The organism is Stenotrophomonas sp. AS012628 (assembly GCF_010608305.1).
Taxonomy (GTDB): Bacteria; Pseudomonadota; Gammaproteobacteria; order Xanthomonadales; family Xanthomonadaceae; genus Stenotrophomonas; species Stenotrophomonas geniculata.
The window spans coordinates 13,701-39,026 of the sequence record NZ_VMBJ01000048.1 but is presented as its reverse complement, the minus strand read 5'-3'; the positions used below and the strand labels follow the sequence as shown (position 1 = coordinate 39,026).

The 25,326-nt window shown below is 66.2% G+C and carries 22 protein-coding genes; 6 read left to right on the top strand and 16 right to left on the bottom strand.

The window, feature by feature from the left end; translation table 11 throughout:
• Positions 1 to 92 precede the first annotated feature (92 nt).
• Together G5A07_RS17925 and moeB are read right to left on the bottom strand one after the other, a co-directional pair.
• On the bottom strand, positions 93 to 1,925 hold the full coding sequence (locus G5A07_RS17925; RefSeq protein WP_191863727.1) for a monovalent cation:proton antiporter-2 (CPA2) family protein: 1,833 nt from the start codon (positions 1,923 to 1,925) through the stop codon (positions 93 to 95).
• 181 nt (positions 1,926 to 2,106) lie between these two features.
• Entirely contained in the window at positions 2,107 to 3,243 is a 1,137-nt protein-coding gene (gene moeB / locus G5A07_RS17920) for a molybdopterin-synthase adenylyltransferase MoeB (RefSeq protein WP_241872499.1), read from the bottom strand.
• Between the two features lie 89 nt (positions 3,244 to 3,332).
• Between moeB and G5A07_RS17915 the strand changes: the two genes are divergently transcribed.
• The 3 genes from G5A07_RS17915 (at position 3,333) to G5A07_RS17905 (ending at position 5,714) form a co-directional block, all read left to right on the top strand.
• Positions 3,333 to 4,148, top strand: a complete 816-nt coding sequence (locus G5A07_RS17915; protein WP_191863725.1) for an AraC family transcriptional regulator — start codon at positions 3,333 to 3,335, stop codon at positions 4,146 to 4,148.
• A gap of 74 nt (positions 4,149 to 4,222) precedes the next feature.
• Entirely contained in the window at positions 4,223 to 4,858 is a 636-nt protein-coding gene (locus G5A07_RS17910; RefSeq protein WP_191863724.1) for a LysE family translocator, read from the top strand.
• Between the two features lie 94 nt (positions 4,859 to 4,952).
• Positions 4,953 to 5,714, top strand: a complete 762-nt coding sequence (locus G5A07_RS17905) for a hypothetical protein (protein WP_049483136.1) — start codon at positions 4,953 to 4,955, stop codon at positions 5,712 to 5,714.
• A 132-nt stretch (positions 5,715 to 5,846) separates the two neighbouring features.
• On the opposite strand, the gene der is transcribed toward G5A07_RS17905, so the two are convergent.
• The 7 genes from der to ndk form a co-directional block, all read right to left on the bottom strand.
• Complete coding sequence (der, locus tag G5A07_RS17900) at positions 5,847 to 7,244, bottom strand: ribosome biogenesis GTPase Der (RefSeq protein ID WP_191863723.1); 1,398 nt, start codon at positions 7,242 to 7,244, stop codon at positions 5,847 to 5,849.
• 17 nt (positions 7,245 to 7,261) lie between these two features.
• Positions 7,262 to 8,470 (bottom strand): outer membrane protein assembly factor BamB, encoded by a 1,209-nt coding sequence (gene bamB, locus G5A07_RS17895; protein ID WP_010484593.1) that lies wholly within the window; start codon positions 8,468 to 8,470, stop codon positions 7,262 to 7,264.
• Positions 8,470 to 9,108, bottom strand: a complete 639-nt coding sequence (locus G5A07_RS17890; RefSeq protein ID WP_191863722.1) for a tetratricopeptide repeat protein — start codon at positions 9,106 to 9,108, stop codon at positions 8,470 to 8,472. Before G5A07_RS17890 ends, bamB begins: the two co-directional genes overlap by 1 nt.
• Positions 9,109 to 9,173: 65 nt before the next feature.
• Positions 9,174 to 10,046 carry a RodZ domain-containing protein gene (locus tag G5A07_RS17885; RefSeq protein ID WP_191863721.1) on the bottom strand — a complete coding sequence of 291 codons (873 nt, stop codon included), beginning with the start codon at positions 10,044 to 10,046 and terminating at the stop codon, positions 9,174 to 9,176.
• 18 nt (positions 10,047 to 10,064) lie between these two features.
• Positions 10,065 to 10,850 carry a type IV pilus biogenesis/stability protein PilW gene (pilW, locus tag G5A07_RS17880; RefSeq protein WP_019338407.1) on the bottom strand — a complete coding sequence of 262 codons (786 nt, stop codon included), beginning with the start codon at positions 10,848 to 10,850 and terminating at the stop codon, positions 10,065 to 10,067.
• Complete coding sequence (gene rlmN, locus G5A07_RS17875) at positions 10,837 to 12,042, bottom strand: 23S rRNA (adenine(2503)-C(2))-methyltransferase RlmN (RefSeq protein WP_005409296.1); 1,206 nt, start codon at positions 12,040 to 12,042, stop codon at positions 10,837 to 10,839. The genes pilW and rlmN overlap by 14 nt, the downstream gene beginning before the upstream one ends.
• Before the next feature lie 10 nt (positions 12,043 to 12,052).
• Positions 12,053 to 12,478, bottom strand: a complete 426-nt coding sequence (gene ndk / locus G5A07_RS17870; protein ID WP_008265389.1) for a nucleoside-diphosphate kinase — start codon at positions 12,476 to 12,478, stop codon at positions 12,053 to 12,055.
• A gap of 340 nt (positions 12,479 to 12,818) precedes the next feature.
• On the opposite strand from ndk, the gene G5A07_RS17865 reads away from it, so the two are divergent.
• The 3 genes from G5A07_RS17865 to G5A07_RS17855 all read left to right on the top strand — a co-directional run bounded on the left by G5A07_RS17865 (position 12,819) and on the right by G5A07_RS17855 (position 17,202).
• Entirely contained in the window at positions 12,819 to 13,472 is a 654-nt protein-coding gene (locus G5A07_RS17865; protein ID WP_049427155.1) for a TetR family transcriptional regulator, read from the top strand.
• Between the two features lie 39 nt (positions 13,473 to 13,511).
• The gene (locus G5A07_RS17860) at positions 13,512 to 15,884 is read left to right on the top strand and encodes a 3-hydroxyacyl-CoA dehydrogenase/enoyl-CoA hydratase family protein (RefSeq protein WP_033834902.1); all 2,373 of its coding nucleotides are present in this window, start codon (positions 13,512 to 13,514) and stop codon (positions 15,882 to 15,884) included.
• A gap of 109 nt (positions 15,885 to 15,993) precedes the next feature.
• On the top strand, positions 15,994 to 17,202 hold the full coding sequence (locus tag G5A07_RS17855) for an acetyl-CoA C-acyltransferase (RefSeq protein WP_005409292.1): 1,209 nt from the start codon (positions 15,994 to 15,996) through the stop codon (positions 17,200 to 17,202).
• Positions 17,203 to 17,757: 555 nt separating this feature from the next.
• Here the strand turns inward: G5A07_RS17855 and galU are convergent.
• The 7 genes from galU to rpsA form a co-directional block, all read right to left on the bottom strand.
• Complete coding sequence (gene galU, locus G5A07_RS17850) at positions 17,758 to 18,636, bottom strand: UTP--glucose-1-phosphate uridylyltransferase GalU (RefSeq protein WP_019336276.1); 879 nt, start codon at positions 18,634 to 18,636, stop codon at positions 17,758 to 17,760.
• On the bottom strand, positions 18,633 to 20,546 hold the full coding sequence (locus G5A07_RS17845; RefSeq protein WP_043397011.1) for a nucleoside-diphosphate sugar epimerase/dehydratase: 1,914 nt from the start codon (positions 20,544 to 20,546) through the stop codon (positions 18,633 to 18,635). Before G5A07_RS17845 ends, galU begins: the two co-directional genes overlap by 4 nt.
• Before the next feature lie 3 nt (positions 20,547 to 20,549).
• Positions 20,550 to 21,539, bottom strand: coding sequence for a glycosyltransferase family 4 protein (locus tag G5A07_RS17840; RefSeq protein ID WP_191863720.1), 990 nt, complete (start codon positions 21,537 to 21,539; stop codon positions 20,550 to 20,552).
• A gap of 3 nt (positions 21,540 to 21,542) precedes the next feature.
• Positions 21,543 to 22,721, bottom strand: a complete 1,179-nt coding sequence (gene lapB, locus G5A07_RS17835; protein ID WP_005416232.1) for a lipopolysaccharide assembly protein LapB — start codon at positions 22,719 to 22,721, stop codon at positions 21,543 to 21,545.
• 6 nt (positions 22,722 to 22,727) lie between these two features.
• Complete coding sequence (locus G5A07_RS17830; protein ID WP_010484569.1) at positions 22,728 to 23,012, bottom strand: LapA family protein; 285 nt, start codon at positions 23,010 to 23,012, stop codon at positions 22,728 to 22,730.
• Between the two features lie 77 nt (positions 23,013 to 23,089).
• Positions 23,090 to 23,395 (bottom strand): integration host factor subunit beta, encoded by a 306-nt coding sequence (locus tag G5A07_RS17825; protein WP_005409286.1) that lies wholly within the window; start codon positions 23,393 to 23,395, stop codon positions 23,090 to 23,092.
• An 87-nt stretch (positions 23,396 to 23,482) separates the two neighbouring features.
• The gene (gene rpsA / locus G5A07_RS17820; protein ID WP_005416230.1) at positions 23,483 to 25,168 is read right to left on the bottom strand and encodes a 30S ribosomal protein S1; all 1,686 of its coding nucleotides are present in this window, start codon (positions 25,166 to 25,168) and stop codon (positions 23,483 to 23,485) included.
• Positions 25,169 to 25,326 lie beyond the last annotated feature (158 nt).

Here is a 25,326-nt window from a genome sequence, read left to right as displayed (position 1 = left end):
CGCTGCGCTCGCCGGGCATGGCCCGGCGCTACCCCACCCGTGCGCACCACGGTAGCGCCGGGCCACGCCCGGCGAGCGCGGTGCGCGGCACCTCATTCTTCCTCTTCCGGCACATCCTGCGGATTGAGCGTCTTGCTCTCCCGCTTCGGCGCGGTGAACGGCGTTGGCGTCGGTACGCCCTGCGGGCTGTTGCCGTAGATCATCCGCGCGCCGGCATTCAGACCACCACCGGCAATTTCCAGCTCGAAGCGCTCGGCATCGCGGCGACGGATCTGCTCGGCAATCTCCACCGCATCGTCTTCATCCGCACCCAGTTCCACCAGCGCGGCCTGGCCGAACAACACCGCCGATTCGAACGTCTCGCGGATCTGGAAATCGACGCCGGCATGGATCAACCGCAGCGAATGCTCGCGGTCGAACGAGCGCACCATCAGCTTGGCCTGCGGGAACTCGTGCGACACCAGTTCAACAATGCGGTCGGCGGCCTCGGCCTTGTCCACGCACACCGCAATCGCACGTGCGGTGGCCGCGCCCGAAGCATGCAGCACATCCAACCGCGTGCCGTCGCCGTAGTAGATCTTGAAGCCGAACCGCGCGGCGCTCTGGATCATCTCCACATCGTTGTCGATGATGGTCACGTCCACGTCGCGCGCCAGCAGCGACTGGCTGGCGACCTGGCCGAAGCGGCCGAAGCCGATCAGCAGCACGCTGCCGGACAGGCCCTCGGCCTCGTCCACGCCATCCATGTTCACCGTCGGCTTCGGCGCGACGCGCTTGTAGACCAGCACCACCAGCGGGGTCAGCGCCATCGACAGCACCACCACGGCGGTGAAGTTGGCATTGATCTCCAGGTTGATCACACCGGCCGATGCTGCGGCGGAGAACAGCACGAAGGCGAACTCGCCGCCCTGCGCCATCAGCACACCGCGATCCAGCGCCTGTGCGTGATCACTGCCCATGATGCGCGCGACCACGTAGATGCACAGCGCCTTGGCCGCCATCAACGCCAGCACCAGGCCCAGGATCAGCTGCCAGTTGCCAGCCACCACGCCCAGGTCCAGCGCCATGCCCACGCTGAGGAAGAACAGGCCGAGCAGGATGCCGCGGAACGGCTCGATGTCCGCTTCGATCTGGTGGCGGAAGGTGGATTCGCTCAGCAGCACGCCGGCCAGGAACGCGCCCATCGCCATCGACAGGCCGGACAGCTGCATCAGCAGCGCCGCGCCCAGCACCACCAGCAGTGCGGCGGCAGTCATCACCTCGCGCGCCTTCGATTCGGCCAGCACGCGGAACAACGGGTTGAGCAGGAAGCGGCCGACCAGCACCAGGCCGACGATGGCACCGACGCCGATCGCCACCGACAGCCAGCGCGAACCCTCGCCATCGGCACTGCCCGCACTGGGGCCCATCCAGGCCACCAGCGCCAGCAACGGCACGATCAGCAGGTCTTCGAACAGCAGGATGGAGACGATCTTCTGCCCCGACGGCAGCGCGATGTCACCGCGCTCGGCCAGCAGCTGCATCACCACCGCGGTGGAGGTGAGCACGAAGCCGGTGGCGCCGATGAAGGCCACCTGCCACGGCAGGCCGAACAGCTTGGCGATGCTGGTCAGCACCAGCGCGCAGGTGGCGATCTGCAGCGTGCCCAGCCCGAAGATTTCCTTGCGCAGGCTCCACAGGTGCGAGGGCCGCATTTCCAGGCCGATCACGAACAGGAACATGACCACGCCGAGTTCGGCGGTATGCAGGATGGCCTGCGGGTCGGAGAACCAGCCCAGCCCGAACGGTCCGATCGCCAGGCCAGCGGCGAAGTAGCCCAGCACCGAGCCCAGGCCGGCCCGGCGGAACAAAGGCACCATCACCACCGCCGCGCCCAACAGGGCCACGACCTTGACCAGCTCGCTGGTCGCTGCTTCTACCGCCATGCGGTGTGTTCCCCAAGATCCAGAATCGGGTTCAACAATAGAGCAATGCCGATGACGGCAATAGCACGCATGTTGCGCCGGATTGTCTTGGAAGTGGAACGATGATGGGAGCGATCCCCAGCATCATCCCGACACCAGACACATTCATCCACGCATGGCGTGGATCAATCCCCGGCCGGGGTTACCCACCCCGGCAGAACGCGGCGTAATCGATATACCCCGGGAACGGCACGCCCGGCGCGCACACCGGGCAATGCGGGTCCGGCCGGATGCCGGTCTCGCGGAAGCGCATGCCCAGCGCATCGAAGCGCAGCAGGCGCCCGACCAGCGGCTCGCCGATGCCGAGCAGCAGCTTCAGCACCTCGGTGGCCTGCAGCACCCCAGCCAAGCCGGGCAACACGCCCAGCACACCGGCCTCGGAACAGTTCGGCGCAAACTCCGGCGGCGGCGGTTCGGGGAACAGGCAGCGGTAGCACGGCGCCACGCCACGCTGGCGGCCGGCATCAAACACGCTTACCTGGCCATCAAAGCGCTCGATGGCGGCATACACCAGCGGCTTGGCGTGCTTGATGCAGGCGTCGTTGAGCAGGTAGCGCAGCGGGAAGTTGTCCGAGCCGTCCAGCACCACGTCCACGCCGTCCAGCAGCGCATCCACGTTCTCGGAGGTGACCCGCTCGGGCACGGCCTCGACCTCGATCGACGGGTTCAGCGCCAGCAGCCGCTCGCGCGCCGAATCGACCTTGAGCTGGCCGACGCTGGCTTCGGTATGCACGATCTGCCGGTGCAGGTTGCTGCGCTCCACGCGGTCGTGGTCGGCGAAGCGCAGGTGCCCTACCCCGGCGGCGGCCAGATAGAAGCCGGCTGGCGCACCCAAGCCGCCCGCGCCCAGCACCAGCACGCGTGATTGCTGCAGCCGGCGCTGGCCGGCCTCGCCCACCTGCGGCAGCAGCAGATGCCGCGAATAACGGTCGTAGAAGTCGCGGTCGGCGGCACTGGCCAGCGGCTGCACCAGCGGTAGCGAGTGCTCGCGCCAGGCCACGGTGCCGCCCGTCACGGAAGCGACGTTTGTGTAGCCGGCCTCCAGCAGGAACTGCGCGGCATCGACCGAGCGCTTGCCGCTCTGGCAGATCAGCAGGATCTCCTGGTCGTGCCGCGGCAGGTGCGCGGCCGGGTCGGCCTGCAGCTCGCCCTTGGCCACGCCGCGCGCGCCCTCGGCCATGCCTCCGGCCCGTTCGTGGGCCTCGCGCACATCGATCAGCACCGCGCCGTGGGCCAGGCGCTCGCACGCCTGCGCGGGGGAAAGCTCTTGGATGCTCATGGCCGCATTATCGCGCAGACACCTTCGCCGCGCCTTGCCCCGAACATGGCACCATGCGGGCGTTGCCCCCTGCATCCCGGAACCACTGCATGCGCTCTGCCACCGAATTCTGGCGTGACCCGCGCATGCCCTTCGTCGAAAGCCGACGGGCGTGCGACAGCCGCGCCTGCCATCGCCCGCACAGCCATGACACCTTCTCGATCGGCGCCGTGGACGCCGGCAGCAGCCTGTTCACCGGTGCTGTGGAAGGACCGCGCCTGCTGCAGCCTGGCAGCCTGGTCGGCGTACCTGCAGGCCGCGTGCATGCCTGCAACCCCCTGCCCGGCCAGGTCTGGAGCTACCAGATGCTGCATCTGGACGCGCGCTGGTTGGCCGAGGTCCGCGCCGAGTATGACGACCTGCCCGAACCCGACTGGCAGCAGGAACCGATCCGGATTTCCAACCATCGCGCGCGCTACCAGCAGTACTGCCAGCTCAACCAGACGCTGTTCTCCGACGATCCGGTCAGCGTCAAGGAAGCTGCCCTGATCGCGTTCGTCGGCGATCTGGATGAACACGATGGTGTAGCCGTGGCTGGCCCGCCTGAAGATGCCGCATTACAGCAGCGGCTGCAGCCGGTGATGGACGTTCTGCGCCAGCGGCTCGAACACACCCCGGCCCTGCAGGAGCTGGCATCGCTGGCAGGCATGAGCCGCTACCAGCTGATCCGCGCCTTCCGGCGTGCCACGGGCCTGACCCCGCACGCCTGGCAGATCGACCAGCGCATCCAAGAGGCCCGGCGGCGGCTGTGCGAAGGGCAGGCACTGGCCGTGGTCGCCCATGCATTGGGGTTCGCCGACCAGAGCCATTTCCAGCGGGTCTTCAAGGCCCACGCCGGTGCGACCCCGGGCCAGTACCGGCGCTGAGCCTGCAATAACGTTCAATACCATCGCGCGGCGCATCCCCACACTGGCGCCCCCGCCAGCCGCCGCCGGACCCGATGGAACAGTTCCTGGTCATCGCCACCGCACATTTTCTCGCCCTGCTCTCACCCGGCCCCGACTTCTTCCTTGTTGCGCGCACTGCGATCACCTCTGGCTGGCGCACCGCCAGTGGCGCCTGCGCAGGCATCGCCCTCGGAAATGGCGTCTTCATCGTGGCCGCCTTCACCGGAATGGCCATGCTGCGCGCAGGTAGCGCAGGGTTCATTGCGGTGCAGTTGGCGGGCTGCGGGTTCCTGCTGTACCTCGGCACGCTGTTCCTGCGCCATGCGGGTTCGACGACGCTGCAGGCATCTGACGCTGCCGCCGGATCGCGAGCGGACGGTGCCCACGGATGGTGGAAGGCGGCAGGGCTGGGCGCCCTGTCTGCGCTGCTGAACCCGAAGAATGCGCTGTTCTACGCAACGTTGGCGGCAATGCTCAACGGTCCGCAAGCCAGCACCGCAACGAAGTTCTTCTATGGCGCGTGGATGTTCGGCATCGTCCTGCTATGGGATCTGCTGGTAGCCGCGCTGGTCGGCCACCCGTGGGTGCTGGGCCGATTCGCACGCGCCCTGCCCTGGCTGGAGCGCGCCGCAGGGCTCCTGATGATTGCGCTGGCGCTATGGATCGTCGTGTCGCTGTGGGTGGGCTGATACCGGCGATTCGCGCCTGTCGCAATAGCGTTCAATACGGCGCGTCCGCACCAGCCCACACTCGGCACTTTCTGTAGGTCGGTGGCAGGTTTACGTGCAGCAGTTCTTCATCGTCGCGGTGCTGTACGGCTTCGCCATGCTCCTGCCCGCTTCCAATCACGCGAAGATCCTGCGCACCGCAATGGGCGCGGGCGGGCACGCCGCCATGGCCGCGTCGTTCGGTATCGCCATCGGTACGGGCGTCATCTGCGCCATGGCTTTCGTTGCAGCGGCCATGCTGGGAAACCGCGGCCTGTGGACGCTGGCGATGCAGTGCACGGGCTGCCTCCTGCTGTTGCGCCTGGCGGGCATGTGCCTGCGCGATGCCGGGCTGACCACCCTCTCTCCGCTTTCCCTGCAGATGCCCTGGGGCCTGAGGGCCCGCTCCCGTTGGCCACACGCCGAGGCTGGATGCCTGTTGGCGCTCGCCAGCACCAGCAACTGGATGCTGCAGTTCGCGGTGGCTGCCCTGCTTACCGGCCTCGTTGCCGACACTGGCACCAAGGCCGCTTACGTAGCCGGCCTGAGCGGCGTCGCGCTGTCGCTCGGCCTGCTGATGGCATGGCTCGGCAGCCATCTGCGCTGGGCACGGAGGTATTGCCGACTCCTTCCGTGGCTGGAGCATGCCGCAGGCCTGGTGACCGGGGCGGTGTCGGTGGCGTACCTGGCAGGAGCACTGGGTACTACCCTGGTCTGGGCAAGCATCACGGGGCAGGCGCGGCTGCCGGAATCGATGATGGCCGCGCCCCGCAGCATCCCATGCGCCTTGCCACATTGCAGCGCACGTCGCGGCGGTCGCCCAGATCGAGATCTGTAGAGCCGAGCCCATGCTCGGCTGACGCACGCAGCGCGCCTCGTCAATCCACGAAAAGCAGCCGAGCATGGGCTCGGCTCTACAGACCGGTTCGCCGCAACGAAAAAGGCGGCCCTCAGGCCGCCTTTTTCTGCATCACTTGCCCTTGACGTGCTTCATCAAGCGCCGCTTGGCCTTGACCTGCCGCTCGGTGAGGACGTTCTTCTTGCCCTCGTACGGGTTGGTACCCTCGCGGAAGATGAAGCTCACCGGCGTGCCGATCAGCTTGAAACGCTTGCGGAAGAAGTTCTCCAGGTAGCGCTTGTACGACTCCTGCAGATCCTTCAGGCGCGTGCCGTGCACGATGAAGGTCGGCGGATTCGCACCGGCCGGGTGCACGTAGCGCAGCTTGGAGACGTGGCCGCGGATGGTCGGCGGCGGGTTGGTCTCGTAAGCCACTTCCAGCGCCTTGTTCACTTCGCTGGTGGTGAAGGTCTTGTTCGCCGATTCGTGAGCACGGTGCACCGCACGGAACAGCTCACGCAGGCCCGAGCCATGCTTGGCCGAGATGCGCACCGATTCAGCCCACGGCACGAAGCCCAGCTTCAGCGACAGCATGGTTTCCGCCTGCTCGCGCTGGTACTCGGTCAGGCCGTCCCACTTGTTGATGGCGATCACCAGCGCGCGGCCGGCATCGAGCACGGCGCCGAGCACGGTGGCATCCTGGTCGGTCACACCTTCGGTGGCGTCGAGCATCAGCACGGCCACCTGGCACTGCTCGATCGACTGCATGGTCTTGACCACCGAGAACTTCTCGACGACCTCGTCCACGCGCGAACGACGGCGCAGGCCGGCGGTATCGATCAGGCGGTATTCGCGGCCGTCACGCTCCAGGTCCACCGCGATCGAGTCACGGGTGGTGCCCGGCACGTCGGAGGCGATCATGCGCTCCTCACCAAGAATGCGGTTGACCAGCGTCGACTTGCCCACGTTCGGGCGGCCGACGAAGGCGATGCGGATGCGGTTCGGATCGTTGTCCAGCTCTTCGCCGCTGCCTTCTTCCGGCAGGCGCTGGACCACTTCGTCCAGCAGGTCGTCCAGGCCCTGGCGGTGCGCAGCCGACACGGTCAGCATCTCGCCGAAACCGTAACGGGCGAACTCCGAACGCACGGTGTCCTCGTCGGTGCCGTCGATCTTGTTGATCAGAAGCAGCGTCGGGCGCGACAGCTTGCGCAGCCAGGCCAGGATCTCGTCGTCCATCGCCGACGTACCCTCACGGGCGTCAACCACGAACAGGATCAGGTCGGCTTCCGCCGCAGCGGCGCGGGCCTGGCGGGTGGTAGCCCCTGCCAGACCCTCTTCCTCTTCCGCGATACCGCCGGTATCCACGACGAGGAAATGGTTGTCCTCGTCGAGGCGGCAGACGCCGTAGTTGCGGTCGCGGGTGACGCCGGGCTGGTCATGGACCAGCGCGTCACGGGTGCGCGTAAGCGAATTGAAAATAGTCGACTTGCCGACATTCGGCCGTCCAACCAGGGCGACCAAAGGCAGCATCGCGATTACTCCAATTTTTAATTTGCCAACCGGAAGGCGGTCAGCTTGCCATCAACGTTCTGCACCAGCAGCACCCCGTCTACGACGACCGGCTGGGCCAGCAGGGCGTCGCCGCCACTTTTCGCCCGTGCCGCCATCGCACCATCGGAGGTCTGCAACCAGTGCACGTATCCCTTGTAGTCGCCGACCACGACGTAGTCGCCGTGCAGTGCCGGACCGGTCAGCGAGCGACGGGCCAGTGCGGTCTGCGACCACATCGCTGCGCCGCTGGCCTTGTCCAGGCCGAACACGCCGCCCTTGTTGTCGGTGACGAACACATTGCCAGACGAGACCGCCACACCACCGGCACCGCCATGGTCGCGCGCCCACAGCGGGCGACCGGTCGGGCCTTCGATGGCCATCGTCTGGTTCTTGAAGCTGCTCACGAACAGGGTGTTGCCATCCAGCACCGGCGCGCCGTCGACATCGGCCATGCGCTCCAGCTCGGTACGGCCTTCACCGTTGCCCACGTTCTGTTCCCACAGGGTGCGGCCATCCTGCTGGGCCAGGGCGGCAACCGCGCCTTCGTCCTTGCCGATGAACAGCACGCCCGGGCCGGTCACCACCGGCGCGTTGCCACGCACGGTCAGTGCCGGCAGCTCGCTCGGGTTGAACCACTTCTGGGTGCCGTTGCCGGCATCGAACGCGGTGATGCGGCCGTCATTGCTGCGCACGTAGACCGCGCCCTGGGCGATGGCCGGCGCGGCGATGACTTCACCCGGAACACGGGCGCGCCACTTCTCGCTGCCGTCGTTGATGTCCAGGGCGATGACCTGGCCATCCAGCGTGCCGATCACGACCAGGTTCTCACCGACCCCCGGGCCGCCGGACAGGCGCAGCTTGGCCTTCTTCTTTTCCTTCTTCGGCTCCCAGGTCCAGACCTTCTTGCCGGTCTGCAGGTCGATGGCGTGCACGCCACCGGTGAGCGCCGCAGCGAACACGTGGCCGTTGGCCACCGCCGGGCCCTGGCGCACGCCGATGCGGCGCTCGCCCTTGCCGAGGTTGACCGACCAGGCCTTGTTGACCTTCAGGGTCGGCTCGAACTTGACCAGCTCAGCCGGTTCCTGTGCCTTCTTCGCGGCCGCGTCCTTGCCGGCGAACCAGCCCTTCACGGTGCTGCAGCCGCTCAGGGCCATGCCCATCAGGAGCACGGTGGCGACGCGGGTGATCATGACCTTCTGACTCATCAAACCGACTCCGCAGGGGCGGCAACGGTGCCGCCGGCGTCCATAACCTTGGTTTCCAGCAGGCGCCGCTGCGGCGCTGCCACGTCCAGCGACTTCAGCGCTTTCTCGTACTGGCTCCGGGCGTCATCGCGCTTGCCCTGCGCCATCAGCGCGTCGCCATGGATTTCCAGGCTGCTGCTGTCAGTGGCGCTGCCCAGCAGCTTGATCGCCTCGTCACTCTTGCCGGTGGCCACCAGCAGGCGGGCCACACGCTGGTCGACCACGCGCTGCAGGTCACCTTCGACCTTCACGCCGCGCAGGGTGGCCAGGGCTTCTTCGTTCTTGCCGGCGTCGACCTGGGCCTTGGCCAGCTGCAGCGCCGCGAGGTCGCCATAGATGCTGGACGGGCCGGCTTCGAGCGCCTTGACCGCCTTGGAGGCGTCGTCGAGCTTGTTCTGCTGCAGGCCAACGAGCGCCTTCTGGTACTCGACATTGGCCGAGGCCAGCTTGCCGCCCTGATCCTTCTGGTGCCACTGCCAGCCGGCAATGGCACCGATGGCGATGACTACGCCACCGAGGATGCTGGCGCCATTCTTCCGCAGCCAGCTGCGGACGCGTTCACTTTGTTCGTGCTCGTCGAGCAGATCGTCGATCGCCATGCGTACTCTCGCCCCGCCCATCGGGAGGGACCATTGGGATTAATCGAAGGTGGTGAAACCGCGCCTCAGTGCGAAACCGGGACTACGGAGCCTTCAGAGGATACCTGAAAGCGTGCCACGTTGGCTCGCTGGTAGGGGGTCAGATCGACGATAGCGCCGTTCTGCTGAACCTGGACCGCCGAGGCGTTGCCCAGGGTCACCCGGGTCACCTGGCCCGGTGTGAAGCTGCGGCTTTCGCCGGACTTGATCAGCGCCTTCTCGACGGTAGCGCCGTCCGGGCCGCCGATATCGACCCAGCTGTCGCCGCTGAACTGCATGTCCAGCGTGTTGGCGGCAGCCGCTGGCGCCGGGGCTGAACGCGGCACCGGGGCCAGCGAGGCCACGTACGGGGTGGCGGCCGGCTTGCTGGCCGGGGCGCTCGCCACTTCAGCCGGCGCCGAGGACTCGACACCCGCAGCGGACGGGGTTACCGGCACGGCGGCCGGGATGGCATCCAGCGAGGCGGTATTCGGCGACGAGGTGGCACTGCCATCGAAATGGCCACGGGTGGCGAACCACACCGGCACCGCCAGCACCGCGGTGATGCCGACATACAGCACGCGACGGCCGAGATTCTCGGCAATGCGGCGCGCACGCGGGGTATGGGTATGGCTGACCAGGGTGGGCGGAACCACCGGGCCGACCTGGGCCTGCTCCAGCAGCTCTCCCACGTCCACATCCAGAAGCCGCGCGTAGCTGCGCAGCTGGCCGCGCACGAACACCGGCGCGCCAAGCTTCTGCCATTGTTCTTCTTCCAGCGACCTGACCACCTGGACCGGCATGCGCAGGCGCGAGCCGACATCTTCGAGGGTCAGTCCGGCCGCCTCGCGGGCCTGGCGCAGGCGGCTGCCGCAGCCGGCCGCAGTCTCGAGAGCGCTCACAGTCTGGTCATCAATCACAATGCATCAACCCTGGAGTTAGGAGCCCGCTTCCTGCGGAAATTCCTGTCGAATCCGCTGAATATAGCGATCAGATGCCGCCCGATCACCCAGCCGCGCTTCGATTTGAGACGCAAGTTGTAACACGGAACGCGTTGCGGGTGCAGCCGCAATCCTACGTTCGGCGAAGGCCCGGGCCTCCATGTAGCGGCCCTGGCGGAAGCTGAGCTGGGCCATCGCCTCCAGCGCGACCGGGTTTCCCGGCAGCGTCGACAGCGCCGCGCGCAGGTCGCGCTCGGCACGTTCAAGCTGGCCAGCGTCCAGGGCACAGCCCCCGGCATTGGCCTGGGCCTCGGCCGGTGTGGCGTAGCCCGGCGCCTGCAGCGCACGATCGAACCAGGCCAGCGACTCGGCCGGCCGGCCCTGCTGGCACAGCCACGCGCCGTAATTGTTGAGGACGTCCCCGCGCTGCGGCGCCCGTTCGGCAGCCCTGCGGAAGCTTTCGCCGGCCTGCTGGGTACGGCCACGGCGCTCGTCGATGCCGGCCATCAGCACCAGCGCATCAGGCGATTCGGGTGCCAGCTTCAGCGCCTCGCGCGCCTTGCGTTCGGCCGCATCGAGGTTGCCGACCTGCATGTCGCGGGCGGCCAGTGCCAGCAGGTCCTGCAGGCGCACCTGACGCCGCACGTTGTCCGGATCGCGGACCGAGTAGACCGGCGCTTCGCTGGGGCCCAGCCTGGCCTTGGGTTGGGATTTGCAGCCACCGACCGCAACGGCCAGCACGCCTGCGAGCAGAACCAGCCAGAGGCGGTCAGGCCGCGGCATCGCTCCCCTTCCCCGCCTGCAGCGTCTTGTTGAACTCCGCCTGGCGGCGGGTGCGGTCCATCACCTGGCCCTTGAGCTGGCCGCAGGCGGCGTCGATGTCGTCGCCACGGGTGCGGCGGACCATGGTCAGCACGTTGCTGTCGAGCAGGATCTTCTGGAAGGCGCGGATGTGCGCCTCTTCCGAACGCTCGTAGCGGGTGCCCGGGAACGGATTAAAGGGGATCAGGTTGACCTTGCCCGAGTCCTTGGCCTGCACCGCGTTGTCGAACTGGCGCATCAGGCGGGCCAGCTCGCGGGCATGCTCGGGCTTGTCGTTGATGCCCTTCATCAGGGTGTATTCGAAGGTGACCGATTCGCGGCGCTTGTTGGCGCGCAGGTAGCGTGCGCACGAGGCCATCAGCTCGGCGATCGGGTACTTCTTGTTGAGCGGCACCAGGGTCTCGCGCAGCGCATCGTTCGGCGCATGCAGCGACACCGCCAGCGAAACGTCGCTTTCGGCAGACAGGCGGTCGATCTGCGGGACCAGGCCGGAGGTCGACAGGGTCACGCGCTTGTTGGCCAGGCCGTAGCCCAGGTCGTCGCGCATCACGCTCATGGCGCGCACGACGTTGTCGAAATTCATCAGTGGCTCGCCCATGCCCATCATCACCACGTTGGTGAGGCGGCGCATCTGGTGCGGCACGTTGCCCAGGTGGCGTGCGGCAACCCACACCTGGCCGATGATCTCGGCGGTGGTCAGGTTGCGGTTGAAGCCCTGGGTGGCGGTGGAGCAGAACGTGCAGTTCAGGCCGCAACCGACCTGCGAAGACACGCACAGCGTGCCGCGGGTCTTGTCCGGGATGTACACGGTCTCGATGGCGTTCTTGCCATCCACGCCCATCGCCAGCAGCCACTTGTGGGTGCCGTCGGCGGAGGGCTTGTCGAACACGATGTTCGGAACCAGTACCTCGGCATGGGCCTGCAGCTTGGCACGCAGGACCTTGCCGAGGTCGGTCATTTCATCGAAGTCGGTGACGTAGCGATGGTGGATCCACTTCATCACCTGGTGGGCACGGAACTTCTTTTCGCCGAGAACCTCGACGAAAAACTTCTCCAGGCCCGCGCGATCGAGGTCGAGCAGGTTCTGCTTGCCAGCCGTGGGTGCCGACTTCGGCAGCGGCTGGATGGCGGGGGACTGTACGACCTCGTTCACGGCATTACTCTCAGCGCGAGACGACTTCGGTGGCGGCGAAGAAGTAGGCGATTTCAATCGCGGCATTCTCGACCGAGTCCGAGCCGTGGGCGGCGTTGGCATCGATGGATTCGGCGAAGTCGGCGCGGATGGTGCCCGCAGCGGCTTCCTTCGGGTTGGTGGCGCCCAGCAGGTCGCGGTGGGCCAGGACGGCGTTCTCGCCTTCCAGGGCCTGGATCATCACCGGGCCGGAGATCATGAACTCGACCAGCGCGTTGAAGAACGGACGCTCGCGGTGCACGGCGTAGAAGCCTTCGGCTTCACGGCGCGACAGCTGCTTGTACTTGGCGGCCACGACCTTCAGGCCGGCCTTCTCGAAGCGGGCGTAGATTTCGCCGATGACGTTCTTGGCAACGGCGTCCGGCTTGATGATCGAAAGGGTGCGCTCCAGCGCCATGGGATGTCTCCAATGGAATCGGGCCGCTGATGGCCCGAAGGGTAACATGAAAAAAACCCGCGTCGGGACGCGGGCTTAGCCTGATAAACGTAGGCGAATTGTAAAAGATAACGTGGCCGGGTGGTAGAGGGCCTTGTGGCCCTGCGCCGAGCCCATGCTCGGCTGGCCTTTGGGCCGAAGAGCAGCCGAGCGCGGGCTCGGCTCTACAGGTTCAGGTCCACCCATTCACCCACCTGAGTGAAATCTGACCGAGCCCGCCGATTTTGCTGCACTGCAAAATGCCATACGGTACCGTCTGGTTCTAGTATCAAACAATCGTTTGATTAAGGTCCGCCCATCGATGGCCAAGCCCGCCCACTTCTCGACCAAGGACCGGATCCTCGGCGCGGCCGAGGAGCTGTTCGCCCAGCACGGCTTTGCCGGCACCTCGCTGCGGCAGGTGACCAGCCAGGCCGACGTCAACATCGCCGCGGTCAACTACCACTTCGGCTCCAAGGAAAACCTGGTCAACGAGGTCTTCCGTCGCCGCATGGACGAGATGACCGGCGCCCGCCTGTCGCAGCTGGAACGTGCCCGCGCCGAGCACCCCGGCGAACTGCGCCCGGTGCTGGCCGCCTTCGTCGAGCCCGCCCTGGCGCTGGCCCAGGACCGCCAGAACGGCGGCGCCTTCGTGCGCGTGATCGCCCGCGCCTATGCCGAGAAGAACGACAACCTGCGCAAGTTCCTGTCTGACCACTACGGCCACGTGCTGCGTGCGTTCGGCAAGGCCATCGGCGAGTGCGTGCCCGGCCTGAGCAAGGAAGAGCTGTACTGGCGCCTGGACTTCCTGGCCGGCTCGCTCACCTATGCCATGGCCGACTTCGGGCTGATCAAGCGTCCCGCCGGTGTCACCGAAGCGGCGCATCGTGCCCATGCCGCCCACGAACTGATCCATTTCGCCGAAGCCGGGTTCCGCGCCGCCGCACGCGCCAGCGCCCTGCCCGCTTCCCTTTGATTCCACCCAGTAACTGCTGACCAACAAAGGCCCTACACCATGTCCAATTCCCTGCTAGTCCGCCGCGCCGCCGTGCTGGGTGCCGGCGTCATGGGTGCCCAGATCGCCGCTCACCTCACCAACGCTGGCGTCGACACCGTGCTGTTCGACCTGCCTGCCAAGGAAGGCCCGGCCGACGGCATCGTGCTGAAGGCGATCGCCAATCTGGGCAAGCTGAGCCCGGCACCGCTGGCCAGCAAGTCGCTGGCCGAAGCCATCACCCCGGCCAACTACGAGTCCGGCCTGGAGCAGCTGAAGGACTGCGACCTGATCATCGAGGCCATCGCCGAGCGCATGGACTGGAAGCAGGACCTGTACAAGAAGATCGCCCCGTTCGTGGCCGACCACGCGGTGCTGGCCTCCAACACCTCCGGCCTGGGCATCAACAAGCTGGCCGACGTGCTGCCGGAGCAGCTGCGCCACCGCTTCTGCGGCGTGCACTTCTTCAACCCGCCGCGCTACATGCACCTGGCCGAGCTGATCCCGGCCACCACCACCGATGCCGCCGTGCTGGAAGGCCTGGAAGCCTTCCTGGTCACCACCCTGGGCAAGGGCGTGGTGTACGCCAAGGACACCCCGAACTTCATCGGCAACCGCATCGGTGTGTTCTCGATCCTGTCCACCATCCACCACACCCAGCAGTTCGGCCTGGGCTTCGATGAAGTGGACGGCCTGACCGGCCCGCTGGTCGGTCGCCCGAAGTCGGCGACCTATCGCACCTCCGACGTGGTCGGCCTGGACACCATGGCGCACGTCATCAAGACCATGGGCGACACCCTGCCGAATGATCCGTGGCATGAGTTCTTCAAGTCGCCGAAGTGGCTGGACGCGCTGATTTCCAAGGGCGCGCTGGGCCAGAAGACCGGCGCCGGCATCTTCCGCAAGGTCGGCAAGGACATCGTGGTGCTGGACCTGGAGAAGCAGGACTACCGCCCGGCCGATCGCGCTGCCGCGCCGGAAGTGGTCGAGATCCTGAAGATCAAGAACCCGGCCGAGAAGTTCGCCAAGCTGCGCGAAAGCCAGCACCCGCAGGCGCAGTTCCTGTGGGCGACCTTCCGCGACCTGTTCCACTACAGCGCCTACCACCTGGCCGACATCGCCGAGACCGCGCGCGACGTGGACCTGGCCATCCGCTGGGGCTACGGCTGGTCGCTGGGCCCGTTCGAAACCTGGCAGGCCGCCGGCTGGAAGCAGGTCGCACAGTGGATCGCCGATGACATCGTGGCCGGCAAGAGCATGAGCAACGCCCCGCTGCCGGACTGGGTGTTCGATGGCCGCGACGGCGTGCATGCCGCCGAAGGCAGCTACAGCCCGTCGCGCAATGCCAAGCTGCCGCGCTCGTCGCTGCCGGTGTACCAGCGCCAGCGCTTCCCCGATCCGCTGCTGGGCGAGAAGTTCGCGCCGGGCGAGACCGTGTTCGAGAACGACGGCCTGCGCATGTGGCACGACGGTGATGGCATCGCCGTGGTCAGCTTCAAGACCAAGATGAACACCGTGTCCGACCAGGTGCTGGACGGCCTGCAGGAATGCGTCAGCCGCGCCGAGAAGGACTTCCAGGGCCTGGTGATCTGGCAGCAGAAGGAACCCTTCTCCGCCGGTGCCGACCTGGCCGGTGCGCTGGGCCTGCTGCAGGCCGGCAAGGTCGACCAGTTCGAAGAGATGGTCGCCAACTTCCAGCGCACCAGCCAGCGCATCAAGTACTCGCTGGTGCCGGTGGTTGCCGCCGTGCGTGGCCTGGCGCTGGGTGGTGGCTGCGAGTTCCAGATGCACAGCGCCAAGACCGTGGCCTTCCTGGAAAGCTACATCGGCCTGGTCGAGGCCGGCGTCGGCCTGCTGCCGGCCGGTGGTGGCCTGAAGGAACTGGCCGTGCGCGCCTCGCAGGCCGCAGGCCCGGGCGGTGACGTGTTCGCCGAACTGAAGAAGACCTTCGAGACCGTGGCGATGGCCAAGGTGTCCAACTCCGCGGTCAACGCCAAGGAACTGGGCCTGCTGCGCAGCACCGACAAGGTGGTGTTCAACAGCTACGAAGCGCTGCACATCGCCAAGGCCGAAGCGCGCGCCCTGGCCGAAGCGGGCTACCGTCCGCCGCTGCCGGCACGCCGCATCCAGGTGGCCGGTGACGTGGGTATCGCCACCTTCAAGATGATGCTGGTCAACATGCTGGAAGGCCGCTTCATCAGCCCGTACGACTACGAGATCGCCGAGCGCATCGCCACCGTGCTGTGCGGCGGCAAGGTCGACCGCGGCACCCTGGTGGACGAAGAGTGGCTGCTGACCCTGGAGCGCAAGCACTTCGTCGAACTGGCCCAGCAGGAAAAGACCCAGGCCCGCATCGCGCACATGCTGAAGACCGGCAAGCCGCTGCGTAACTGATCGCCATCCCTGCTTTTGGTGGGTGCCCACCTTGGTGGGCACTCCTCCGCCTCTGGTAGGTGCCCACCTTGGTGGGCACACCGGCAAAAAACTTCGAGAGATCACTGCAATGACCAAGCAAATCCAGGACGCCTACATCGTCGCCGCCACCCGTACTCCGGTCGGCAAGGCGCCCAAGGGCATGTTCCGCAACACCCGCCCCGACGACATGCTTGCGCACGTGCTGCGCAGCGTCGTCGCGCAGGCCCCGGGCGTGGACGTCAACCGCATCGATGACGCGATCATCGGCTGCGCGATGCCGGAAGCCGAGCAGGGCATGAACGTCGCCCGCATCGGCGTGCTGCTGGCCGGCCTGCCGAACACCATCGCCGCACAGACCGTGAACCGCTTCTGCTCCTCGGGCCTGCAGGCCGTGGCGCAGGCTGCCGACGCGATCCGCCTGGGCAACGCCGACCTGATGCTGGCCGGTGGCACCGAGTCGATGTCGATGGTGCCGATGATGGGCAACAAGATCGCCATGGCACCGAGCGTGTTCGACAACGACCACGTGGCCATCGCCTACGGCATGGGCATCACCGCCGAGAAGGTGGCCGAAGAGTGGAAGGTCTCGCGCGAAGACCAGGACGCCTTCGCCCTCGCCTCGCACCAGAAGGCCATGGCGGCGATCCAGAACGGCGAGTTCAAGGACGAGATCAGCCCGTACGAGATCGTCTCGCACCTGCCGGACCTGGCCGATGGCCAGCGCATCATCACCCGCAACAAGATCGCCGACACCGACGAAGGCCCGCGCCCGGACTCCTCCGCCGAAGGCCTAGCCAAGCTGCGCCCGGTGTTCCGCAACGGCCAGTTCGGCGGCACCGTCACCGCCGGCAACTCCTCGCAGATGAGCGATGGCGCCGGTGCCGTGCTGCTGGCCTCTGAGCAGGCAATCAAGGATTACGGCCTGACCCCGCTGGCCCGTTTTGTCAGCTTCTCGGTGGCCGGCGTGCGCCCGGAAGTGATGGGCATCGGCCCCATCGCCGCGATCCCGAAGGCACTGAAGCAGGCGGGCCTGACCCAGGACCAGCTGGACTGGATTGAACTGAACGAAGCGTTCGCCGCGCAGTCGCTGGCGGTGATCCGCGATTGCGGCCTGGACCCGAGCAAGGTCAACCCGCTGGGCGGCGCGATCGCCCTGGGCCACCCGCTGGGTGCAACCGGCGCGATCCGTACCGCAACCCTGCTGCACGGCCTGCGTCGTCGCCAGCAGAAGTACGGCATGGTGACGATGTGCATCGGCACCGGCATGGGCGCGGCGGGTATTTTCGAAGCGCTGTAAGGTTCAAAGCGTTGCCGGCTGATTGTTGGTTGGCTGTGGGGCCCGGGTGGGTGAGGCTGCCCGGGACACGCCGTAAACCCGTCCCTGGGGGCTTGGCAGCGGCTTGCTAGCGTGCGCAATCCTGCGCACGCAGCAAGGCCGGGGTTGGGCGTCCTGCCCAACCCGCCAGGCGCATGCGCCTGGCCCATGCCGCTGACAGTCCCGGTCAGCCTCACCCACCCGCGCCACCCAACATTCCGCGCGGCGGAGGGATGAGCAAAGCAAGAGCCGGGGTCAGAGCCCTTTGCTGCGCAAAGGGATCTGACCCCGGCCCACGAAAAAAGGCAGCCATTGGCTGCCTTTTTTTTGCTTTTGCCCCTGCCCTTGATTCCGCCCTTCCCGTCCGCGCCGCACGGAAACTGTCGAGAGGGGGCGGATGGCCCTCTCCAAAACCGTTGGCGCCATGGATGGCGCCATCGAGCACCATGGAAGGGCTTTGGCGTGTTTTGGAGAGGGCCATCCGCCCCCTCCCCCACGTATCAATCAAGGCGCCGCGAACGGAGCGCTTGATAAACCTTATTCCGCCAACATCGCCGTCAGCTTCTCCCGCGCCGGCCCTGCCAGCTTCGGGTTGTCCAGCGCAAAGCGGATCGTCGCCTCCACCAGCCCCAGATGCGTGCCGCAGTCGAAGCGGGTGCCCTCGAAACGATAGGCATCAACCTCTTCGGTCTTCAGCAGCTGCGCGATCGCGTCGGTCAGCTGGATCTCGCCACCGGCACCGCTGCCGGTCTGCTCCAGCAGCTCGAAGATCTTCGGGCTCAGTACATAACGGCCGACCACCGCCAGGTCGCTCGGCGCGTCCTCCGGCTTCGGCTTCTCCACGATCTGCGAAATGCGACCCTTGCGGCCGTCGAACGCGTCAGTGGCCACGATGCCGTAGCTGGCAGTCTTGTCGTGCGGCACGTCTTCAACGGCGATCACGCTTGCACCACTGGCCTCGTTGAGGTCGGCCATCTGCTTCAGTGCGCCGTCGCCGCGGTTCCAGATCAGGTCATCCGGCAGCAGCACCGCGAACGGCTCGTCGCCGATCACGGCCTTGGCGCACAGCACCGCATGGCCCAGGCCCAGGGCCTCGGCCTGGGTCACGAAGATCGCACGCACGCCGTTGGGCAGCACGTGGCGGATCATCTCCAGCTGTTCCTGTTTGCCGGCGCGCTCGAGCTTCTGCTCCAGCTCGTAGGCCTTGTCGAAGTAGTCGGCGACCGCGTGCTTGTAGCGGTTGGTAATGAACACCAGCGTGTCACAGCCCGCTTCGATCGCCTCATCGACCGCGTACTGGATCAGCGGACGATCAATGATCGGCAACATTTCCTTCGGAACCGTCTTGGTTGCCGGCAAAAAGCGCGTCCCGAGCCCTGCCACTGGAAAAACTGCCTTGCGAATTCGCTTGCTCATTGGTGCCTGTTGGCCTCACGTGCCGGAAAAGGCACGACTTTAGCGGATGAAATGTAAGCATCCTGTTCGATGGGAGAAAACTCCGGCATCGTCGCGAACAGGATCTCCTGGATGCTGGTGGTGTCGTAACCAGCCACGGCATCGCGCAGACGTGGAACATTGCCCAACACCAGATCACGCGAGAACGTGCGTACACCGGCCTCGAGAATCTTCGGGTGCGCGGTGGAACGGTAGTCCTCGTCCGAATAGAACAGCGTCTCGTGCAGCTTCTCGCCCGGACGCAGCCCGGTGTAGATGATCGGAATGTCCTTGTACGGCTGCTTGCCGGCCAGGCGGATCATCTGCTCGGCCAGCACGCGGATCGGCACCGGCTCGCCCATGTCGAGCGTATAGATCGCACCGTGCGACGCCGAAGCGGCCGCCTGCAGGATCAGCTGGCAGGCCTCCGGGATGGTCATGAAGTAGCGACTGACCTCCGGATCGGTGACGGTCACCGGCCCGCCACGCAGGATCTGTTCGCGGAACAACGGCACCACGCTGCCTGCCGAGGCCAGCACGTTGCCGAAGCGCACCGTGACGAAACGGGTATGCGTGGACTTCTGGTCCAGGCTCTGGCAGATCATCTCCGCATAGCGCTTGCTGGCGCCCAGCGCATTGACCGGGTCGACCGCCTTGTCGGTGGAGATGAACACGAAATGCTCCACGCGTGCCTCCAGGCAGGCGCGGGCCACGTTCTCGGTGGCCAGGATGTTGTTGCGCACCGCTTCGCGCAGCTGCCGCTCCAGCACCGGCACATGCTTGTAGGCGGCGGCATGGAAGGCGGTGTCGACGGGGTGCAGCGACAGGGCGTGGCGGATCACCGCCGGGTCACCGCAGTCGCCCAGCACCGCTTCGACCTCGACATCCGGGAAGCTGCGCCGCAGCTCGCCCTCGATGGTCAGCAGCAGCAGCTCGCTGATCTCAAGCAGGATGATGCGGCCGGCGCCGTGACGCGCGCACTGGCGGCACAGCTCGGAGCCGATCGAACCACCGGCGCCGGTGACCATCACCGTACGCCCGCCCAACCAGCCACGGATCAGGTTCCAGTCCGGCATGATCGGCTTGCGGCCGAGCAGGTCCTCGATCGCCACTTCCTTCAACTGCCCCGGCAGCGACTGGCCCTGCAGGATATCGCTGAGCTTGGGCACGGTGCGGAACGGCACGCCGGTGCTTTCGCAGATGGCGACGATGCGCTGCATGCCCGCAGCGTCCAGCGACGGAATGGCGATCACCAGCAGCTTGGCCGCGGTCTCGCGGACCACTGTCGGCGCATCGTCCAGGGTGCCGAGGATCGGCAGGCCCTGCAGCTTGGCACCGCGCAGGTGCGGCGCGTCGTCCAGCAGGCCGACCGGCTCGAAATTGCCCGAACGGCGCAGATCGCGGACCAGGGTCTCGGCGGCCTGGCCGGCACCCAGGATCAGCACGCGACGCGCGGACGAGTCCGACTGCAGCGCCTGATAGTCCTTCCAGGCCCGGTACAACAGGCGCGGCGCGCCCAGCAGCGCCGACAGCGCGAACGGATAGATCACCAGCACCGACATCGGCACGCCGTCGAAGCGCTTCCACATCAGCACCAGCACGATGGCGACCATGCCGATGAAGCTGGCCTTGAAGATGTTCAGCAGGTCGCTGACGCTGGCGAACCGCCACAGGCCGCGATAGAGGCCGACGCGCCAGAACACCATGCCCTGCAGCAGCAGCACCAGCGTGGTGTCGACGTTCCAGAGTGGGAGCTCGGGGGCGTTGGCCAGGATCGAGTACCGCCCCGCGTGGAGCAGCTGCCAGCACGCCCAGACCATGAACAGGTCATGGCAGACGATGGCCGAACGCGGCATCAGGCCGAGGATTCTGTCCCGCCAGGGTGAAGCCATAAGTCAGGTATTTCCTTTTGGGTGGCGCAATCCATTGCGCAGGAGGAGCCAGAGGACGCTCAGCGCGGTGAACCACGCGATCGCCACGGCAGCCTCCCACCTCGGCTGCAAATTGGAGCAGACATTAAGCACTGTAATACTGAACAGGCCCAAAGCAAAGTACATCCCTGTTACCTGGGCGTGACTGGCTCCTGCCTGCACCGCGCGCTGGTAAACGTGCTGGGTATGGGGTTCCATCCAGCGTTGTCCGGAAATGATGCGCGCCAGCAGTGTGAAGCCCGCGTCCACAAGAAAGGGCGATGCCGACACCAGCAGCAGCATCCAGTGGATGTCGGTCTTTACGCTGGCCAGTGCCAGCACTGCCGCCACCGCGTAGCCCAGCGCGCCACTTCCGACATCGCCCATGAAGATCCGGGCCCGCGGGAAGTTGAACGGCAGGAAGCCAAGGCAGGCCAGGCCCAACGCGACCGCCGCCAGCGAGTACGGCCAAGGCAGCAGCGGCGCCAGTCCCAGCGCGACCACGATGGCCTGGCTGGCGGCGATGCCGTTGATCCCATCCATGAAATTCCAGATGTTGATCAGCGAAGCGGTGAACAGCAGGACCAGTACGGCCAGCAGCCAGCTGCCGCCATGGACCTTGACCAGCGCGGCCAGCAGCGCGGCGGCGATGAAGTGCACCATCAGGCGGCGCATGGCCGGAAGCGGCCGGTGGTCGTCCCACCAGCCGATACCCGCCACCAGCACCAGGCCAAGGCTGGCGACCAGCAGGCTCGGACGCGCTTCGGGCCAGGCCCACATGGCAACACCGGCGGTCACCAGCAGGCTGATGACGATGGCGATGCCGCCGCCACGCGGGGTCGCCACGCTATGACTGCGGCGTTCGCCCGGCTGGTCAAACAGTTGCCGGCGCAGCGCGTAGCCCCGCGCTGCCCAGGTCAGTGCCGCACTCAGCAGGGCCAGACCCAGCAGCGCGCCCATCACGAGCCACGGCATGGATCAGAGCACCGCGTAGTTCAGCAGCGGCTTGACCGTACCCCACTCCTTGCAGCTCGGGCACTGCCAGTGGTGGGTGCGCGCACCGAAACCACAACGGGTGCAGCGATAGGCCGGATTGCGCACCAGCAACTGGTCGGTGATGTGCTTGAGGTCGTGCAGGGTCGCCGTGGAATCGGCACCTTCAGCCAGTGTCAGGTCGATCAGCGCGGACTCGCCACGCACCGACGGGCGATCCTTGAGCTGGCGGCCCAGGTAGGCACGGGCCGGGGCCACGCCCTCCTGCTCTTCCATCAGACGGGTCAGCGCCAGCACCGGGGCAATGCCACGGTAATGCTCGGTCATCTCCGACAGGAAGGCGCGCGCGCCGGCCAGATCGCCCACCTTGCGGTAGTTCTGCATCAGCGCCGGCAGCAGCTCCGGCAGGTACTCCGGATCGTTGCGCGCCGCGCGCTCGAAGGCGCGCACGGCCGCTTCCGGATTGCCGGCATCGGTTTCCAGGCGGCCTTCAATGATGCCGGCACGGACCGACATCGCATCGGCCTGGTAGGCCCGGGCAATCGCTGCCCTCGCCTCTTCCAGCTTGCCGGCACCGCGGAAGCGTTCGGCCAGTTCGCATTCGAACTGCCCGATCAGCTTGCCCATCGGCTCGCCGGTGACATCCTCGAAACGGGTGGCGTTGTCGATCGCCTTTTCCCAGTCGCGCTCGGCCTGGTAGATGCCGATCAGGTGCTTGAGTGCCTGCGGGGCACGCTGGTCCAGCTGGGCCAGTTCGGTGAACACGGTTTCGGCGCGGTCCAGCAGGCCGGACTTCATGTAGTCCTCGCCCAGCGCCAGCAGCGCCTGCACGCGTTGCGCATCGCTGAGGTCGTGGCGGTTGACCAGGCCCTGGTGCAAGCGGATGGCGCGGTCGACTTCGCCGCGTCGACGGAACAGATGGCCCAGCGCGACCTGGGTCTCGAAGGTTTCCTTGTCCAGCTCGGCGATGTGCAGGAACAGCTCGATGGCCTTGTCCGGCTGCTCGTTGAGCAGGTAGTTCAGGCCACGGAAATAGGTGCTCGACAGGCGGCTGACCTGGCTGTCACCGTGGCGTTGACCACCACGCCGTCCGATCACCCACCCGGCCAGTGCGGCCAGCGGAACGAACAGGAAGAACCAGAACCACTCGGTGACGAAATCCATCTTCGATCAGCGTCCATCAAAAGATTGGGGGGAAGCAACCGGTGCCGGCGTGGCGACAGCGGACTTGTTGGCGCGGCGCAACTGGCTGTAGAGCGGAATGACCACGCTCACCAGCACCAGGCCAGCGCCGACGATGACACCCACCAGCAGCGCGGCGATCAGGGCCACGCCCACCGAGGTGTGCAGTTGGGTAAACAGCAGGTTGATCGACATCGCGGTCATGTTGACCGCACCGATGATCAATCCAAGGATCAATACCGCCAGCAGGACCAGCAGACGAAAAACCTTCATGCGACAGCTCCAGTGGCAGGAGTCCGTAGCTTATCCGACTCGCGGCTGGATTCGCACGCGGTGGCGCGACGGGAGGCTCAGGCCGGATCGGCGTCCAGCGGCAGCACACTGCTGACCCGCTCGCGCAGTTCCTTGCCCGGCTTGAAATGGGGGACGTGCTTGCCCGGCAGGGCAACCGATTCGCCGGTCTTCGGGTTGCGACCCAGGCGCGGCGGACGATAGTGCAGCGAGAAGCTGCCAAAACCACGGATTTCGATGCGATCCCCGGCGGACAGCGATCCGCCCATCATTTCCAGCAACGACTTCACCGCCAGATCGACATCATCGGCCTTCAGGTGCGCCTGGCGGCGCGCAAGGATTTCGATCAGTTCGGATTTGGTCATTACCGGCTCACATCAGGGGTATCCCAGCCTGAAACGGCCCGGGCAATGCCCGGGCCGTCCAGGAAACAACGAACAGCGTAAGGCCGATTACTCGGACTTGTTGCCGTTCAGCTGTGCACGCAGCAGCGCGCCCAGCTGGGTGGTGCCGCTGGAAGCCGAAGAGGACTGGTATTCCTCCAGCACTTCGCGCATTTCAGCGTCGTCCTTGGCCTTGATCGACAGCTGCAGGGTACGGCCCTTGCGGTCCATGCCCACGAACTTGGCTTCGACCTTGTCGCCGACCTTCAGGTGCTGGGTGGCGTCGTCAACGCGCTCGTTGGCGATGTCGCGGGCCGAGACGTAACCTTCGATGCCGTCAGCCAGCTCGATGATCGCGCCCTTGGCGTCGACTTCCTTCACCACGCCTTCGACCTTGGAGCCCTTCGGATTGGCAGCCATGTACTGGCCGAACGGATCCTGCTCCAGCTGCTTCACGCCCAGGGAGATGCGCTCGCGCTCCGGATCGACAGCCAGGACGACGGCGTCCAGGGTATCGCCCTTCTTGAAGTTGCGAACGACGTCTTCGCCGGTGGTGTTCCAGCTGATGTCGGACAGGTGGACCAGGCCGTCGATGCCGCCGTCCAGGCCGATGAAGATGCCGAAGTCGGTGATCGACTTGATCTGGCCCGACACCTTGTCACCCTTCTTGTGGGTGGCAGCGAAGGTTTCCCACGGATTGGCGGCAACCTGCTTCATGCCCAGCGAGATACGGCGACGCTCTTCATCGACGTCCAGCACCATCACTTCGACTTCATCACCCACCTGGACAACCTTGGACGGGTTGACGTTCTTGTTGGTCCAATCCATCTCGGAGACGTGCACCAGGCCTTCGACGCCCGGCTCGATCTCAACGAACGCACCGTAATCGGTGACGTTGGAGACCTTGCCGAAGACGCGGCTGTTGGCCGGGTAACGACGGCCGATGTTGTCCCACGGATCCTCGCCCAGCTGCTTCAGGCCCAGCGAAACGCGGTTGCGCTCGCGGTCGAACTTCAGCACGCGGACGTCCAGCTCGTCGCCGACGTTCACGACTTCCGACGGGTGACGCACGCGCTTCCACGCCATGTCCGTGATGTGCAGCAGGCCGTCGATACCGCCCAGGTCCACGAACGCGCCGTAGTCGGTCAGGTTCTTGACGACACCCTTCAGGATCGCGCCTTCCTGCAGCTTGTCCATCAGCTGCTCGCGCTCTTCCGAGTGCTCGCTTTCGACGACAGCGCGGCGCGAGACCACGACGTTGTTACGCTTGCGGTCCAGCTTGATGAGCTTGAACTCGAGTTCCTTGCCTTCCAGGTAGGCCGGATCGCGCACCGGGCGCACATCGACCAGGGAACCCGGCAGGAAGGCGCGGACATCCTTGATGTCCACGGTGAAACCACCCTTGACCTTGCCGCTGATGCGGCCGGTGATGGTTTCGTTCTTTTCCAACGCTTCTTCCAGCTCGTCCCACACCATCGCGCGCTTGGCCTTCTCGCGCGACAGGACGGTTTCGCCGAAGCCGTTCTCGATCGAGTCGAGGGCGACCTTGACGATGTCGCCTTCGGCGACGTCGATTTCGCCAGCGTCGTTACGGAACTGTTCGATCGGCACGATGCCTTCGGACTTCAGGCCAGCGTTGATCACCACGACATCGCCGCGGACTTCAACAACGGTACCGCTGACGATGGCGCCCGGCTTCAGCTTGGCCAGGTTGGCCTGGCTGGCTTCAAACAGTTCGGCAAATGATTCGGTCATTAGATTTACTCTGTTGGACACATGGGTCGGTGGCGTCCCCTTCAGGGGAATGGCGACCGCCCGCCTGTTGGTCGACCCCGGAAACGCAGGTCGTGTGTAGTAGGAAAACCGCCACGCATCATTGCGCGACGGAGCTGGTACAGCACTGTTATGCGCGA